Genomic DNA, 16,330 nt, shown 5'->3' with positions numbered 1-16,330 from the left:
CGGTGGCGCGTTGTCAGGTAAACAGATCGACGCTCAACTGGAAGGCAACCCACAGCGCAAGGCCTGTAGCGAAGAGCAACGCGATGTTTTCAAACAGGTTGTTGCGATATTGCTTGTCCAGCAGCGACTTCTGGTTGGACATGATCAGCAGGCCCAGGGAAATAACCGGCAAGCCAATGATGTTCAACGCGCTGACGCCAATGGTCAGGGTCACGAAATCCGGCATGCCTGGCAGCGACCAGATCAACGGCGTCACCAGGATGAACAGCATGAACCACTTATGCATCGGGTCATGATGAAACTCCTTGCCGAACTTTTCGCGACGTTCAGGACGAACGTGCTGGAAGGCATCGGTAATCAGCATCGGGAACGCGGTGGTCTTGCCGGAAATGCTGGCAAACAAGGTGGCGAACACGCCGATGAAGAACACATACCAACCCACCGGGCCGAAGAACATTTCCAGGGCCTTGCCCAGATCGCTCAAGGTCTTCACCTCGATGCCGTTGGGCCGCAGGATTTCCGCGCCGACGATCCAGATGGCCAGGTTGATGACGATCCCGACGAACACTGCAAACAGCAGATCGTTGCGTTGAACACGCTTGTGCTGCGGCCCGACCCAGCCCTTTTGGCGCATGACATACGGATGCACGAAGTTGGCGATGGAGCCTGCAACCGCGCCGATAACCGATACCGCCACCAGCAGCGCGCCATGCACGCCTTCGTCCGGCGGGATGCTGAAGCCGATGGTGCCCTTGACGATGCCGACCACATCAGGACCGGACATCACGGCCAAGGCAATGAAGGCCAGGGTCATGATCGCCAACAGCACTTTCATCACGCCTTCGATCATCGAATAGATATTACGCCCCACCAGCATCCACACCGCGAGTACCACCGCCAATGAACACAGCAGTGGCTGGTCGCTTTTGAACAGCATTGCCAGCGACTCACCCGCCCCTTTGATCATGTAGGCGTTCATCAAGTGCCCCATCAACAGGGCGTACACGAGCATGAACCAGGCAAAAAAGGGATTCAGTTGGGCATAGCCCTGCAGAATGGTCATGCCCTGGTTATTGCACAACTGGAAGCGCGCGATGATGTTTACGATCAGGTATCTCAGGAGCAGCGAGACCGCCAGTACCCACATCATGGCGTAACCGTAATTGGCACCGGCCACGGACGACGTGATCAGGTCACCTGCGCCCAGCCATGACAGTACCGCGATGATTCCGGGGCCCAGCAGTTTGAGTATTCGGGAAAATCGATTTTGCGCGGGCGCCGCAGCCTGGCCTTCGACGGAACGAATGCTCGTCATAGAGGGTATCTCCATTTATTTTTTTTGTGAGAACGAGCGCAGTCGAACACGATAGATACGACGTCGTACAACAATTCTTAAACGAGAGTGTTTATAAATGTTTCAGCAGCAGAAAGCGGAGGCGTCGGGCTGTAGAAATGATATTGAACCGGGTCAAATTCACGCAAACGCTGCGCCTGAGCCACGGCATATGTTTCAATCCTGAGAAAAGCAGCTATTGCTGTCGTTCAGGCACAGTCATAGGATGACCTACCACGATCACAAAAATAAGAAATCACCTGTGAGACCCCCGCCCTCTTGGCCGCTGCCCCAAAGCACCACTGGCAGAAAGCAATCAGTGAGTCATTCAACGACTTGAGCAATACTGGATTCGTCTCTCGAATCAATTCGTTCAATGTAGGTTCATTTGTAAAAGAATCAACTAAGAGAGAGGCCGAACAATACTCTTGGTCAACAGCACCGCGAGAATAACGGTAGCAATAACCGATGCGATAATAATAAATGCAATAAATATAAGGCCGCTTTGGTACGAACTTTCCGACGATTCAACTAAATTGTCACTTTGAATCTGCCTGCCCGATTAATCGATAAACATCAAGACGTACGCGGACACTAAAACCCTACCCATCTCCTTCTACTTACTACCACCAATATCTCTCTAAGTAAGTAACATAATTATCATCAATCGGACGGACGGTACAGCGGCAGGCTAAAGCTATTCTATATACAGCAGATAACCCCTATGTTGTTTATATCCGCAAGACTGTTCAAGGAACGAACTCATGGCCCAGCGTCAATCCAGCCACATCCCCCTTCCTGGTCATCCGCGCTTTCTTTGGTTCGCTTTCATCCCGGTGGCGCCCGCCGTTATATGGATCCTATTGCAGTCAACCTCTGTGGCCAGCCTGGCGGCCTGCGCGGTAGTGGTGCTGATCGGCCTCGGTGCGTGCGCCTGGAGCGCCGGTTCGCAGCGTGACGCAGTGCTGCGAGCCACCGCGTGGGCGCTGGCGGATCAGTCAGGCGCGCAAGCGGCGCATAGCGGCATGGACTCGCGGGCACAGCTCGATGAAGTGTTGCTGGGCGCCATGCCGATCTGGGCCAAGCAGGTGGAAAGCTCGCGCCAGCAGACCGAAGACGCAATTGTGAGCCTCGCCAACCGTTTTACCGGGATAGCCGCGCGATTGCAGGACACGGTACAAGCCTCGCAGCAGGCTGCCGGCGAACTGGACGGCAAGGCCGCCGACGGCGCGCTGGAGGTGCTGGCGCGCAGCGACAGCGAGCTGAGCCAGGTGATCAACTCACTCAAGGCCACTCAAACCAGCCGTGACCAGACGCTCGCCCAAGTACGCAGCCTGACCGCCTATACCGGCGAACTGCGCACCATGGCCGCCGATGTGGCCGCGATTGCCGCACAAACCAACCTGCTGGCGCTCAATGCGGCCATCGAGGCGGCGCGGGCCGGTGAAGCCGGTCGCGGCTTCGCGGTGGTGGCCGATGCGGTGCGCAGCCTGTCGAGCAAATCCAGCGAAACCGGCCAGCAGATGTCGGCCAAGGTCGACATCATCAATAACGCCATCACCCAGTTGGTGCAGGCCGCCTCCAGCAGTGCCGACCAGGACAGCAACTCGGTGGCCGCCTCTGAAAACAGCATTCAATTGGTGCTCGAACGCTTCCAGAACATCACCGGGCGCCTGGCCGACTCCGCCGACCTGCTCAAGCAGGAAAGCCACGGCATTCGTGATGAGATGACCGAAGTACTGGTCAACCTGCAATTCCAGGACCGGGTCAGCCAGATCCTCAGCCACGTGCGAGACAACATGCACGCCTTGCATGAGCACCTTATGCAGACCCGCCAGTCCCCGGACCAGGCCGTGGCCGTCGACGCCCGGCAGTGGCTGGCGCGCATGGAAGCGACCTACGCCACCGATGAACAACGGCGCACGCACCATGGCGCGGCGTCCGTGCAACAGAATTCTCAAGACATCACGTTTTTTTAAGGAGCCCCTCATGGCGAAGAATGTACTAGTGGTCGACGACTCCAGCAGCGTGCGGCAAGTGGTCGGCATTGCCTTGAAAAGCGCCGGTTACGACGTGATCGAGGCCAGCGACGGCAGGGATGCCCTGAGCAAGCTCAACGGGCAGAAAGTGCACCTGATCATCAGCGACGTGAACATGCCCAACATGGACGGCATCACCTTCGTCAAGGAGGTCAAGAAGCTGGCCAACTATAAGTTCACCCCGATCATCATGTTGACCACCGAGTCCCAGGAATCGAAAAAGGCCGAAGGCCAGGCTGCTGGCGCCAAGGCGTGGGTGGTCAAGCCGTTCCAGCCGGCGCAAATGCTGGCAGCTGTATCCAAACTGATCCTGCCCTGACACCCGGGAGGCCCCCATGCCGATAACGTGCGAAACACTCGACGACACCGCCCGCGTGGGCGTTGACGGCGAACTCACGATTTACACCGTGGCCGAACTGGCGAGCGCGTTGCTGCCGCAAACGGGCGCGACGCCTCGCCTGGAGCTGGACCTGTCACAGGTCACCGAGATGGATGGCGCCGGCTTGCAGTTGCTCGCGGTCATCCAGCGTGAAGCCGGCATTGCCGGCACCGCCTTGAGCGTGACCGGCCAGAGCCAGGCGGTCACCCAGGCGCTTGAACTGTGTCGCAACGCCGCGTTGTAGCCAGCGCTGCCCACTCTCATTGATCGACAAGGAAGGTCCAGGTGAGCATCAATCTCGATCAGGCACAGCAGACATTCATCGTCGAGGCACGCGAACTGTTGCAGGCCATGGAGCAATCCCTGCTGCAACTGGAAAGCGAGCCCGGCGATCAGGATGCCATCGGCGCGATATTCCGCGCCGCGCACACCATCAAGGGGTCGGCGGGCCTGTTCGGTCTGGCGTCAATCGTGGGGTTCACGCATATCGTCGAAGATGTGCTCGACCGCCTGCGCGACGGCAGTGTAGCGGTGGACTCCGCATTGATCGCGCTGCTGCTCAAGTGCGGCGACCACATGCTCGAACTGATCGATGTGGTCGCCAGCCGCGGTGAGGCGCCCACGCCTGCCGCGCTGGAGCGCGGTGAGGTATTGCGCGAGGCGCTGAGTGCCTATCAGCCGCTGCAGACCGCGACTGCCCGCGTCGAAACCGCGGCGGTGGACGACGCCACGGCGGACGCAGTGCTTTGGCATATTTCCCTGCGCTTCGGCGTGGATGTCTTTCGCAACGGCATGGACCCGTTGTCCTTCCTGCGCTACCTCGACACCCTGGGCACGCTGTTGCAGGTCACCACCCTGACCGACGGCATTCCGGCCGTGGACAGCTGGGACCCGGAAAGCTGCTACCTGGGGTTCGAAATCGACCTGCGCTCGACGGCCAGCCACGCCACCCTCAACGAAGTGTTCGACTTTGTGCGTGACGACTGTGAAGTCAGCATCAGCGCCGTCGACGACCCCGTCGACACCCCTGCCTGCCCCGCGACCGAGGTGGCCCCCCGCGCTGAATTTGCCCCGCCCGCGCAGCAGCGCGTGGCGGCGGCCGGCGAAAAAAACCGGGATGGCAATTACGTGCGGGTCAACGCCGACAAGCTCGACGAACTGATCAACCTGGTCGGCGAGCTGGTTATCGCCAGCGCCGGCGCGAGCCTGCTGGCCCGCTCCTGTAATAACGACCCGCTGCAAGAGGCCACCTCGACGGTATCGGGGCTGGTGGAAGAGATACTCGATGGCGCCCTGCACTTGCGCATGATCCCCATCGGCGACACGTTCAACCGCTTTCGCCGCGTGGTGCGCGATGTCAGCCAGGAATTGGGCAAGGACATCGACCTGATCATCAGCGGCGCGGAAACCGAACTGGACAAGACGGTGGTCGAGAAGATCGGCGACCCGCTGATGCACCTGCTGCGCAACGCCATGGACCATGGTATCGAAAGCGCCGAGGCGCGGCGCGCGGCCGGCAAGTTGACCAGAGGCCACCTGAGCCTCAATGCCTATCATGACTCGGGCAGCATCGTCATCGAAATCGCCGACGACGGCGCCGGGCTCAACCGCGAACGTATCCTGGCAAAGGCCCAGGAACGCGGGCTGGTGGCCAGCGGCGCGGTGCTCACCGACCAGGAGATCTACAACCTGATCTTCGAAGCCGGTTTCTCGACCGCCGAGGCGGTGACCAATCTGTCCGGGCGTGGTGTTGGCATGGACGTGGTCAAGCGCAATATCACGTTGTTGCGCGGCACCGTCGACCTGGACAGCCGTCCCGGCCAGGGCACCGTGGTGCGCATTCGCTTGCCGCTGACCCTGGCGATCATCAATGGCTTTTTGGTCGGCATCGACCAATCCACCTACGTGATTCCGCTGGACATGGTTCAGGAATGCATCGAACTGGATGATCACCAGCGCCATTCCAGCCGCGACCAGGGGTATCTGGACCTGCGTGGCGAAGTGTTGCCGCTGGTGGACCTGCGCCATCACTTCAGCCACGAAGGCCCGGCCGCCCGCCGCCAGAATGTGGTGGTGGTGCGTTACGCCGAGCACAAGGCCGGGCTGGTGGTGGATGACCTGCTCGGTGAGTTCCAGACCGTGATCAAACCCCTGGGCAAGCTGTTCGGCGCACTGCGCGGCATCAGCGGTTCGACCATCTTGGGCAGCGGCGCAGTGGCCCTGATCCTGGATATACCGGCACTGCTCAACCAAATCGTACAACTGGAAGCTCGCACGGCCCAGGCGCCTCAGTCGCCCCCGGTCGCTGCTCGCTGACGTATTTGCAATTCCATGGAGGTTCCCCGATGAAATGGTTCTACGATTTGAAAATTTCCACCAAGCTGATCAGCTCATTCCTGGTGGTCCTGGCGCTTACCGCGGCCATGGGCGGCTTCGCCATTCACCAGCTCGGTGCAGTCAATCAGGCGGCCCAGGACATCAAGGGCAACTGGATGCCCTCCATGCGCGCAGCCGCCGGCATGCGCTTTTTTGCCGCCAACTATCGCTTGAAGGAAAACCGCCACATCGGCACCGAGATCGCCGAGGAGAAGGCGCAGGCCGAACGGGAAGCCGACGATGCGCGCCAGCAGTTCGAAACCCGCATGGGCACCTACGAAAAATTGCTGTCCAATGATGAGGACCGCCAGCTCCTGGCCAGCGTGAACAGTGCCTGGACCGCCTACCTGGGAGCCAGCAAGCAGGTGCTGGAATTTTCCCGGCAGAACCAGGAAGCCCAGGCTCGCGGTTTGCTCAGGGGGGAGTCCAAGACGCATTTCGATGAGGTGACCAGCCGCCTGCAGAAGATGGTCGAACTCAATGACGCCGGCGCCACCGTCGCCGGTGACAAGGGCGCGTCGCTGTATGAAAACGCACGCTTGTCGATCATTGCGGCGCTGGTCGTCGCCCTGTTGATCGGCATTGGCCTGGCCCTGTTCATCGCGCGGATCATTTCCCGCCCGTTGCGACAAGCCGCCACCGCCGCCGGGCAATTAGCCGAAGGCAACCTCAACGCGCACATCGAACCGGGTGCCAAGGATGAAACCGGCATGGTGCTCAACGCCATGCGCAACATGGTCGGCAAGCTGGCGCATATCATCGGTGAGGTGCGCAACGCCGCCGATAACCTGGCCAGTGCTTCCGAGCAAGTCAGCGCCACCGCGCAATCGATGAGCCAGGCCACCAGCGAACAGGCCGCAAGCGTCGAGGAAACCAGTGCGTCGGTCGAACAGATGAGCGCCAGCATCAACCAGAACACCGAAAACGCCAAGGTCACCGATGGCATGGCCAGCAAGGCCGCCAAGGAAGCCACCGAAGGCGGCGAATCGGTACAGCAGACGGTGGTGGCGATGAAGAAAATCGCCCAGCGCATCAGCATCATCGATGACATCGCCTACCAGACCAATCTGCTGGCCCTCAACGCCGCCATCGAGGCCGCCCGGGCCGGCGAGCACGGCAAGGGGTTTGCCGTGGTGGCCGCCGAGGTGCGCAAGCTGGCCGAGCGCAGCCAGGTAGCCGCTCAGGAAATCGGCGAACTGTCCTCCAGCAGCGTGGACATGGCCGAGAAAGCCGGCAAGTTGCTCGACGAAATGGTGCCCTCCATCAATAAAACTTCCGACCTGGTGCAGGAAATCAGTGCCGCGTCCGAGGAACAGGCCGCCGGTGTCGCGCAGATCAACACCGCAATGACCCAGCTCAACCAGGTGACCCAGCAAAATGCCTCGAGCAGCGAGGAACTGGCCGCCACCGCCGAAGAAATGAGCAGCCAGGCCGAACAACTGCAACAGGCCATGAGCTTTTTCGTGCTGGACTCCAGCCCCAAGGCCGCGGTTCAAGGCCGCGGCGTGGACAGCGCCGGCAAGCCTGACCGCCAACCGCCACGCGCGGAGCAGCAGGCACCGCGCAAAGCCTTCGCCTATAACGTGGCCAGTGCCCCGGACGAATCGGAATTCACCCGTTTCTGATCGCAAGAATCGATGCGGGCTCACAGGGAGAATGACATGGGCGCAGTGATGACTACCCGCCATACCGCCGTCGCGGCAGGCGAGGATGCGCAATACCTGACCTTTATGCTCGGTGGCGAGATGTTCGCCATCGGCATTCTGGGCATCAAGGAAATTATCGAATACGGCAGCCTGACCGTGGTGCCGATGATGCCCGCCTTCGTGCGCGGCGTGATCAACCTGCGCGGCGCCGTGGTGCCGGTGGTCGATCTGTCGGCGCGCTTTGGCCGGCCGAACTCGTCGATCACCCGGCGTTCGTGCGTGATCATCATCGAGGCCATCACCGAAGACGGCCAGCCGCAGGATATCGGGCTGTTGGTCGACACCGTTTCCGCCGTGCAGGAAATCCCGGCGACACAGATCGAACCGCCACCCAACTTCGGCGCACGCATCCGCGCGGATTTCATCAGCGGCATGGCCAAGGTCGATGGCAAGTTCGTGATTGTGCTTGAGGTGGACAAAGTGCTGTCCATCGACGAGATGTCCAGCCTGGCCGAGACTGGCCAGGCGCTGGCTCTCGACCTCGACGCGCGTTGAGGCTCGATCATGCCAGACACCAGCCCACTCGATGATCGTGAATTCGGCCAGTTCCAGTCCTGGCTGTACCGCGCGGCCGGCATCAACCTGTCGCCCGCCAAGAAAGCCCTGGTGGCCGGGCGGCTGTTCAAACGCCTCAAACACTACGAACTGCAGAGCTACGGCGAGTACTTCAAGCTGATCATGAGCGACCAGCGCAAGGGCGAGCTGCAAGTTGCGCTGGACCTGCTGACCACCAACGAGACCTACTTTTTCCGCGAGCCCAAGCACTTCGACTTCCTGCGCCAGCAGGTGCTGCCCAAGGCGCCGCCGGGAAAACTGTTTCGCGTGTGGAGCGCGGCCAGCTCTTCGGGCGAAGAGCCCTACAGCCTGGCGATGACGCTGGCGGAGAACCTGGGCACCACGCCCTGGGAAGTCATCGGTTCGGACATCAGCACCCAGGTGCTGGCCAAGGCACGCAACGGGCATTACTCCATGGAGCGCGCCGGCACCCTGGCCCAGCCGCTGCTGGTCAAATATTGCCTCAAGGGAACAGGGCGCCAGCACGGGACTTTCCTGATCGAAAAGGCCCTGCGCAACCGGGTCAACTTTATCCAGGTCAACCTGAACGAACCGCTGCCCGGCCTGGGCGAGTTCGATGTGATCTTCTTGCGCAACGTGATGATCTATTTCGACCAGCAGACCAAAAGCCAGGTGGTCGCCAGGCTGCTGCCGCTGCTCAAATCCGGCGGTTACTTCATCATCAGCCACTCCGAAAGCCTCAACGGCGTCAACGACACGTTGAAGCTGGTCGCGCCATCGATTTATCGCAAGCCATGAAAAAGCCTGCCGATGTGGTCGAAGTGGTGCTGGCGCCGGGCCAAGTCAGTTTTGCGACGCGGCCGACACGCTTGCGTACCTTGCTCGGGTCCTGTGTGGCGATCACCTTCTGGCATCCGCAACGGCTGATCGGCGGCATGTGCCATTTCATGTTGCCGGCGCGCTCGCGCAAAGGTCAGCCCCTGGATGGCAAATATGCCGACGAGGCGCTCGAATTGCTGCTGCGCCACGCTCATGCCAACGGCACGCAGGCCCAGGACTATCAGGTCAAGCTGTTCGGCGGCGGCGAGATGTTCCCCGAACAGCCGCGCCCCCTCCCGGCGCAGGACGTGGCCAGCCTAAATATTCGCGCAGCGCTGGCCCTGGCCGAGCGCCATCACCTACACCTGACCGCTCAGGACATGGGCAGTACCGGCTATCGCACTATTGTGTTCGACCTGTGGAACGGCAACGTCTGGGTCCGGCACCAACCAATGGGAACATTCAAAAAAAATGCCTACCAAAAAAATCAGCGTGCTGTTGGTCGATGATTCGGCCGTAGTACGGCAAGTGCTGCTGGCGATCTTCAACGACACGCCGGACATCCATGTGATGGGCGCCGCGTCCGACCCGATTTTCGCCATGGATAAACTGGCTCGGGAATGGCCAGACGTGATCGTGCTGGATGTCGAAATGCCGCGTATGGACGGCATCACCTTCCTGCGCAAAATCATGAGCGAGCGGCCGACACCGGTGGTGATCTGTTCCTCGCTGACCCAGAAAGGCGCCGAAACCTCCCTGCAGGCATTGTCGGCCGGAGCAGTGGAAATCATCACCAAACCCACCACCGGGCTGAAGAACTTCCTGATCGAATCGGCGGCCGAGCTGGTCGCGGCCATCCGCGCGGCGGCGAACTCCAACGTCAAGAACCTGGGCAAACGAACCGTCCAACCAACACCCGCCCTCGCGCCACCCGGCAAGCTCAGCGCAGACGCAATCCTGCCCGCCGCCAACGGCCACGCCATGGCCCAGACCACCGAACGCATCGTCGCCATCGGCACCTCCACCGGCGGAACCCAGGCCTTGGAGGCCGTGTTGACTGCTCTACCGAGGGTGTGCCCTGGCATGGTGATCGTGCAGCACATGCCCGAAAAATTCACCGCCTCCTTTGCCGAGCGCCTCAACAGCGTGTGCCAGATCGAAGTGCGCGAGGCGCGCAACAACGACCGCATCCTGCCCGGCCTCGCCCTGATCGCTCCCGGCGGCAAACACCTGATGGTGACCCGCAGCGGCGCCTATTATCACGCCCAGGTCATCGACGGCCCACTGGTCAACCGCCATCGCCCGTCGGTGGACGTGCTGTTCCGCTCGGTAGCCAAATTCGCCGGCAAGAACGCCACCGGCATCATCATGACCGGCATGGGCGACGACGGCGCACGCGGGCTAAAGGAAATGCTCGAAGCCGGCGCCGCCACGGTAGCCCAGGACGAAGCCAGTTGCGTGGTGTTCGGCATGCCCAAGGAAGCCATCAAGCTCAACGCCGCCCAGCGCATCATGGCGTTGGAGAATATTCATCAGGCGATTTTGTATAAGTGAGCCTGAGCACCAAAGGTATAGGTGTCTTTACAACTTTGGCTCAAGGTTGAACGCTGAACGCCCGGCAGATAGGGCTATTGTGGCGAGCGGGCTTGTCGAATTGTCGCACCGCCGTTGGGCTGCGCGTGCAACCGATTGTCGAGGCGATAAAGACCTTGCAGAAACCCGGTCATGATCGGCATCGGCAAGCTGATCACCGATCTGGGGGTGGAAGACCAGTCCGGTCAACGCCGTCGCTATGGTTTTCGGACTAAATATGTACTGCTCAGGCTCGCAAAGTTGTGTGGACAATCTCTCGCTCATCCGAACGGAAACGGTTCAAGAGCCGCGCCCCTTACTGCTTTGAGCCAATGACCATGGACGACAACGATTTACCGTACTTCTTCACTGAAACGCTAGCTACAAGAGAACACCTGACCGAACGCCAGCGGGCGCGAAAATTTACGCTGGAGGACTTGGCCTGGCTTGACAATGCCTATCTTGCCGACGACGCGGCTCGTATTGGCCAGCCGCAGCCGATGCACGTCGAAGCTATCGCCGTGACCCCTTTCGGGGCCCCACCGATTGAGCTCGCAGGTGCATGTCTGTTGAGTCCTTCTCCTGATGGCAGTGTTTTCCTGTACACGCCTAGTCGGGGATTAGAGAAGTTTGAGAGTCGAGCCACAGTCCTCGCGCAACTGAGTACCTGGTTGAAGCCCTCCGAGCAGCAAGAAGCATTGGCGGGCTACTTATCCATCGCGCAGCGGCAAACTCTGAAAAATAATGATGCGTTGACAATCACCGTCCATCCCATCGTGGGCGCTGTCTTCGAAGCACTGCACCGTACCATTGCATACAATCAGGTCGACAATGCACAGCAAGTGCTCGATGAACTGGGCATGCTGCCCAGTTTTACTTCAATGCTCGACCAGTATTTAACCGAAGCATTGCGCATACGATTTCCAGATCTGGATCAGCGCAAAACCCGCGTAAACAGCTTCGCCACCGAAACCACACGGGCTCGGGACGGCACGCTGACATCGACCAAACGGCCCATTGCGAGCCGCTCACTAAGCGTGACTGTCCTTGATTATTTTGTGGCCAACAGTTGGCCCGTGGGTGAAACCAGGCAGTACAGCCATCCAGAATGGCCCACCTCCACAGAACAAACCGCTAGCCATACCGACGACCAACTTCACTGGGAGAGAGCCGTACAAGAACTTGCCCACGGCTTGAAATACCATATCACCCAACAACTCAGCACATTCTGGAAGTCTGAGAGCCAAACGGGCTTATCACGGCTGAACCTGATAGCTATTGCCATGGCCGACAAATTTCGGGCTGCGTTACTCGACCAACAGCAGCAAAACTATCTGTCGCCCCAGCAACGCCTTGCGCTGCAAGCGCTCCCTCTTACAGAAAAAATGACATCCTCGCCTACCATCAAGATCGAAAAAACGTTGCTGGGGTCCTCGGATATGACCTATGTCGAGCTCGCGGGCACCTTGGTGTTCAGCCAGCAAGAAAGCACTTCCAACCCACAGGCCATTCTTCTCTACACACAATCCCAGGGTTTCCAGACGTTCAACGACCTTACGCGACTCAAATCTTATTTGTTGAACATGTTGAATACAGTGAGAAAGCCGGATCTATGGATGGGCTACCTCTCTCGACCACAACGCTACTCCATCATTGACTTCGTCCGATTGTCCATCATCACCGCACCCACCACCGAAGCCCTATTTCCTGGCCTAGCGCAGAGCATCATCGAAAAGCAGGCTCAGAACCTGGAGTTCGCTCTCGACCTGTACCGCCAAAGCAAGGGCACAATCGACATCAACGCTACAATCGATAATCTTCTTGATGTGCGCGCCATGATTGATCGCCAATTGCTGGAGCTCGACGCCCAAGGTCGCTGGAGCACTCAATTGTCAGCCTCATGGCACCCGTCACCGCCCCCCTCGGTTCTGCCAGCCGCTCAGGCTGAACTACAAAAACTCGAACGTATCGACAACGAAGTGAACAGCAAAGTCGCAACCCGTCCAACGTTGCAACAATGCGCCGCAGCCTTGCTCAATTCGCTAATGGCAAACGCACAACGAGGTAATCTGCACGCCTCGAATATTTTTCTAAACCAGTACCCTGGCCCGCCAAGTGAGATTGAGGGGCGCTCACCGACGACTTCCATCAGCATGGTGGAGTATTTTCTTCAACGACTTTGTGCAGAGGCGGAGGTTGCACCCAATACCCCTCATTACGGGCTATTTACAGCAATCTCCGCAGGTGTGGCCACAAAGCTCTCCAATCTGGACATACGAACCTTTAACGCACTGATCGACAGCGCCTTAAAGCAGTTTCCAGACTATCTGCGGCGCATCCATAATATCTTCCCTGACCTCTCGACCCTGTTTGAAACAGCGCTGACTGGCGGATTGAGGGGGGAAGTCCTACTCAGGGGGCTGAACCAATCGCTGCTGCCCGTTGACCAGGCGGTCATACTCGAGGTTCTGAATAGTTACAAGCGCGACATGCGCCGCAGTCTGAACGGCTTTAGACCTGACGCATTTGCCTTGACGCTGAACAGCCAAGAGCTGACAGCCCCCGTGACATTAACTGGCTGCTTCTTGCTGACAGAACGAGGCGGACAAGACGTGTTGTATTCCGGCCGCGCCATCCTGTGGACATCGGCCCTGGGGCTGGAAACATTCGACTCATTGGCCCATGCCAAGACCGAGTTGACTGAACGCCTGGCTGACGCTGATGAACGCTTGGCATTGATAGAGCATCTGGCACCATCGCTACAGCTCCCCAGCCATCGTTATACACTCGGCGCGCTCCAACTCATTGAAGATAACCTCGGCGCACATCACCAGCAAACTTGGGCCGATCAAAAGAGATGGGAACAAAACCAAATACTGGGTTCAACACTGTCCAGCCAACAACTGCGCAATATTTGGCAAGTCCACATCACGCAGAGCGTACCGGCGAACAATCTCAAGCGCGCCATGGCGATTGCCAAAGCCCTGATTTTTCAACAATCATTGCCTCAATGGCTTGGTATGGCCCCTGAGCGAGACCAACAGCTCCACGTCGAACTCCTGGAGCAGTACCGAAACAATGTGCAGGACAATCAGGATTATCTGCACGGCATCGAATCCATCCAAAGCTTTACTCGGAAAAAACTCTCCACCCTGTTACGGAGCATCGCCCCTCAAAGCGCCTTGACCCCTGATCAGATCAACGTAACGTTCACGACTTCCAACGCCGGCGCCCAACGAACGGTGACATTAGTTAACTATGCGTTGCTCCATCGCGACCAAAGGGCCATCGTTCCCCCACGTTTCACGTCGACTGGCGCACAACTCTTTTCCACAATGGTCGACGGGAGAACACTGAACATTCAGCTCCAGGCGCTGACACTGGGTAGTGACTATCAAACCTACTTGAAGACAATGCTGGGCGCCGGAACTCCAGGACAAGCAGAACGCCAGCAACTATTTGCAAGGCAACTGCCTTGGCAACTTTTACAATACGCTCATGCGCAAATGCTCCAAAAGAACCTCAGTGAAACCGCCTTCGGGTTTATTCAGCAGGTCTTCGACATGCCGGATGCGATCGCCCGTGCCGCCGTGATTGATACCAACGCTACTATTCGGCCACTGGAATTTCTGACCTCTGCCGCCAGTACTGCGATTAAAGTGACGGGCGTCTATCTGATCAGCCCAACAACCGGCCAGGGACCGCATATTCTGTATGCCCCCTACAGTCAAAGCCATGACTTTAAAGAGTACCTGGACGAAGCGAGTCTGCTGACTGAGCTGAGTCGGCCTGGCGAACTGCAAACTTGGATTTTCAGGCTGCTTGGGGACGCACACCAAACGACGCTGACTAGCTTTTTCGTTCAGTCGGCCAATACAGCAAGCACTTTGCGTTTGACTTCCAACCCCATCACCGGCCCACTGTTCAACCGCCTGTTTACCGATAATCTTGAAGTGCTTACGATGTTATTGGGCTGTCAATTTATTACCAATGCGCACGCGCACTGGAACTGGGTAATAGACATCTTCAAAAGCGCAATTTACCAAGGGGTTCTGTTTCTTGCCGGAAAACTGGCCTACCCCTGGATCGTCTGGCAGAGCTTCAAACTGTTCATGGCTTCTGCCGAGAATTTGCAGGGCCATCATTGGCGTGAAGCGATGGATAATTTCATCAGTGGTGTGGCAGAGCTGGCCATGCTGCGCCAATCGATGCCTGAAACCGGCGAACAGGTTTCCCGTTCTTCGCCAGAAACAATCCTGTCCACTCCCCCCAAAAGCACCGCAAGCGAAGCTGTGGCGAAATGGCCTGCCCTTGATATTACCGCCCCCGAACGAACAGAGTTGCAAGCTTATGCATTGACCGACAGGGCCCTGCAAGACCTGAATAAGATTGACCGCCTTGGACTCTACCAATCCGAGCAGAATCACTATTACGCTCCCGTCGAGGGTAAGGTCGTCCAAGTCACCAAACAGGGTGAACGGTGGCGGATCAGTCATGGCCGCGAGATCGGCCCTTACGTGTACAAAAACACCCGAGAACAGTGGATGCTCAGCAGCCCGGTACCGTTGCGCTCTGCACGCCGAGCGTTATCACGCCTGAGTAACCGGTTCTACTCATCGCCCTTTGCACGACAAAGCATGAACATCCAGGCCTCCGGCATGCAGGCCATCCGAACGCTTTACCCTGTACAAGCGCTGATGATCACTGAAGCCCTGACGTTGGCCACCTACTATGCAAAAAACGCCAGAGACAACTTACGTCTATTGGCCAATGCTCCCCAAGCGCTGACACGCTCGCTCACGCACATCAAGAAATTCTTCGGACTCCAGACGGTTGAAACCGATCACCTGATACGCATACAGTTTGCTGTTGATCTGATCTACAACGCTCTCACAGAGCCATCATTGACTAACGCCCAGTCAATCCGTTTTGTCATGGGGGAGTCACGCATGACTCCCCCTCCTGGAACCGAACAGGTGTTGGCGTTTACGTTGGTTCCAGACACTCATAACATCATCTACCTGACCGCAGCGTTTTTCAAACCGACACTCAATTACAACAACTTGCTGAGAGAACCGTTTTACGTCAACGTCCATGCGCGTGCGGTCACCCTCATTCATGAACTCACCCACCATGTCAGCGGAACCCACGACATCGCTTATCTAGAGTCGGTACACCCCTATCCAGATCTGATTGATACCCACACGCCACAAGGCCGAATTGCTAAGGCGTTCGTGGAGCGGAGTCAGAACGCGCCCCTGTCCAGCAACACACCGCCGAATGAGTTGTTTCAGGTCCTCGACTCAACAGCCTCGACCCTGATAGACCCCGAAGGCTCGCTTCTACATCACATTTTAAGGGTCACCGGCGGACAGACCCTTGACGATGCCCGGCAGATTTTTAGCACTGATCCACTGCGAAGGGTGATCAGTATCTTGAGCAATGCCGATTCCACAGCGTTATTGATCAGTCGCTTGGGTCGCCAGCTGGATACCCCACCCAGCCCAACTGGAAGCTTGGAATGGGCGCTGGAAGGCAACGCAGCCCCATAGCACCAAAATTTTAGAGCATGCACGGATGGCAAGTTGTG

At 58.3% G+C, this 16,330-nt stretch carries 12 protein-coding genes; 11 read left to right on the top strand and 1 reads right to left on the bottom strand.

Annotation, left to right across the window (positions count from 1 at the left end; all coding sequences use genetic code 11):
• Positions 1-13: 13 nt before the first annotated feature.
• Positions 14-1,315, bottom strand: a complete 1,302-nt coding sequence (locus tag C4J89_RS10750) for an Nramp family divalent metal transporter (protein WP_124414361.1) — start codon at positions 1,313-1,315, stop codon at positions 14-16.
• 782 nt (positions 1,316-2,097) lie between these two features.
• On the opposite strand from C4J89_RS10750, the gene C4J89_RS10745 reads away from it, so the two are divergent.
• The 11 genes from C4J89_RS10745 to C4J89_RS10695 all read left to right on the top strand — a co-directional run bounded on the left by C4J89_RS10745 (position 2,098) and on the right by C4J89_RS10695 (position 16,292).
• Entirely contained in the window at positions 2,098-3,312 is a 1,215-nt protein-coding gene (locus C4J89_RS10745; RefSeq protein ID WP_124414360.1) for a methyl-accepting chemotaxis protein, read from the top strand.
• Positions 3,313-3,322: 10 nt separating this feature from the next.
• Positions 3,323-3,691: a response regulator gene (locus tag C4J89_RS10740; RefSeq protein ID WP_124366580.1), complete on the top strand. Its 369-nt coding sequence runs from the start codon at positions 3,323-3,325 to the stop codon at positions 3,689-3,691.
• 16 nt (positions 3,692-3,707) lie between these two features.
• The gene (locus tag C4J89_RS10735; protein ID WP_124414359.1) at positions 3,708-3,995 is read left to right on the top strand and encodes a lipid asymmetry maintenance protein MlaB; all 288 of its coding nucleotides are present in this window, start codon (positions 3,708-3,710) and stop codon (positions 3,993-3,995) included.
• Positions 3,996-4,036: 41 nt separating this feature from the next.
• Positions 4,037-6,067, top strand: a complete 2,031-nt coding sequence (locus C4J89_RS10730) for a chemotaxis protein CheA (protein ID WP_124414358.1) — start codon at positions 4,037-4,039, stop codon at positions 6,065-6,067.
• A 29-nt stretch (positions 6,068-6,096) separates the two neighbouring features.
• Positions 6,097-7,752 carry a methyl-accepting chemotaxis protein gene (locus C4J89_RS10725; RefSeq protein WP_124414357.1) on the top strand — a complete coding sequence of 552 codons (1,656 nt, stop codon included), beginning with the start codon at positions 6,097-6,099 and terminating at the stop codon, positions 7,750-7,752.
• A 36-nt stretch (positions 7,753-7,788) separates the two neighbouring features.
• Positions 7,789-8,328: a chemotaxis protein CheW gene (locus C4J89_RS10720; RefSeq protein WP_124366576.1), complete on the top strand. Its 540-nt coding sequence runs from the start codon at positions 7,789-7,791 to the stop codon at positions 8,326-8,328.
• A 9-nt stretch (positions 8,329-8,337) separates the two neighbouring features.
• On the top strand, positions 8,338-9,147 hold the full coding sequence (locus tag C4J89_RS10715; RefSeq protein WP_124362299.1) for a protein-glutamate O-methyltransferase CheR: 810 nt from the start codon (positions 8,338-8,340) through the stop codon (positions 9,145-9,147).
• Positions 9,144-9,677 (top strand): chemoreceptor glutamine deamidase CheD, encoded by a 534-nt coding sequence (gene cheD / locus C4J89_RS10710; protein ID WP_124406860.1) that lies wholly within the window; start codon positions 9,144-9,146, stop codon positions 9,675-9,677. The genes C4J89_RS10715 and cheD overlap by 4 nt, the downstream gene beginning before the upstream one ends.
• Complete coding sequence (locus tag C4J89_RS10705; protein ID WP_124362297.1) at positions 9,640-10,722, top strand: chemotaxis response regulator protein-glutamate methylesterase; 1,083 nt, start codon at positions 9,640-9,642, stop codon at positions 10,720-10,722. Before cheD ends, C4J89_RS10705 begins: the two co-directional genes overlap by 38 nt.
• Before the next feature lie 171 nt (positions 10,723-10,893).
• Positions 10,894-11,076 carry a hypothetical protein gene (locus C4J89_RS10700; protein WP_124414356.1) on the top strand — a complete coding sequence of 61 codons (183 nt, stop codon included), beginning with the start codon at positions 10,894-10,896 and terminating at the stop codon, positions 11,074-11,076.
• Between the two features lie 2 nt (positions 11,077-11,078).
• Positions 11,079-16,292: a dermonecrotic toxin domain-containing protein gene (locus C4J89_RS10695; protein WP_124414355.1), complete on the top strand. Its 5,214-nt coding sequence runs from the start codon at positions 11,079-11,081 to the stop codon at positions 16,290-16,292.
• The last annotated feature ends 38 nt before the right edge of the window (positions 16,293-16,330 follow it).

It is taken from the genome of Pseudomonas sp. R4-35-07 (assembly GCF_003852235.1).
Classification (GTDB): domain Bacteria; phylum Pseudomonadota; class Gammaproteobacteria; order Pseudomonadales; family Pseudomonadaceae; genus Aquipseudomonas.
Note: the sequence above shows the minus strand (reverse complement) of the source record. Positions and strands in the feature narration are given on the sequence as shown.

Bases quoted from the DNA above. Each gene is read 5' to 3' on its own strand.
- C4J89_RS10750 (WP_124414361.1), bottom strand. From the start codon at position 1,315: ATGACGAGCATTCGTTCCGTCGAAGGCCAGGCTGCGGCGCCCGCGCAA.
- C4J89_RS10745 (WP_124414360.1), top strand. From the start codon at position 2,098: ATGGCCCAGCGTCAATCCAGCCACATCCCCCTTCCTGGTCATCCGCGC.
- C4J89_RS10740 (WP_124366580.1), top strand. From the start codon at position 3,323: ATGGCGAAGAATGTACTAGTGGTCGACGACTCCAGCAGCGTGCGGCAA.
- C4J89_RS10735 (WP_124414359.1), top strand. From the start codon at position 3,708: ATGCCGATAACGTGCGAAACACTCGACGACACCGCCCGCGTGGGCGTT.
- C4J89_RS10725 (WP_124414357.1), top strand. From the start codon at position 6,097: ATGAAATGGTTCTACGATTTGAAAATTTCCACCAAGCTGATCAGCTCA.
- C4J89_RS10720 (WP_124366576.1), top strand. From the start codon at position 7,789: ATGGGCGCAGTGATGACTACCCGCCATACCGCCGTCGCGGCAGGCGAG.
- C4J89_RS10715 (WP_124362299.1), top strand. From the start codon at position 8,338: ATGCCAGACACCAGCCCACTCGATGATCGTGAATTCGGCCAGTTCCAG.
- cheD (WP_124406860.1), top strand. From the start codon at position 9,144: ATGAAAAAGCCTGCCGATGTGGTCGAAGTGGTGCTGGCGCCGGGCCAA.
- C4J89_RS10705 (WP_124362297.1), top strand. From the start codon at position 9,640: ATGCCTACCAAAAAAATCAGCGTGCTGTTGGTCGATGATTCGGCCGTA.
- C4J89_RS10700 (WP_124414356.1), top strand. From the start codon at position 10,894: ATGATCGGCATCGGCAAGCTGATCACCGATCTGGGGGTGGAAGACCAG.
- C4J89_RS10695 (WP_124414355.1), top strand. From the start codon at position 11,079: ATGGACGACAACGATTTACCGTACTTCTTCACTGAAACGCTAGCTACA.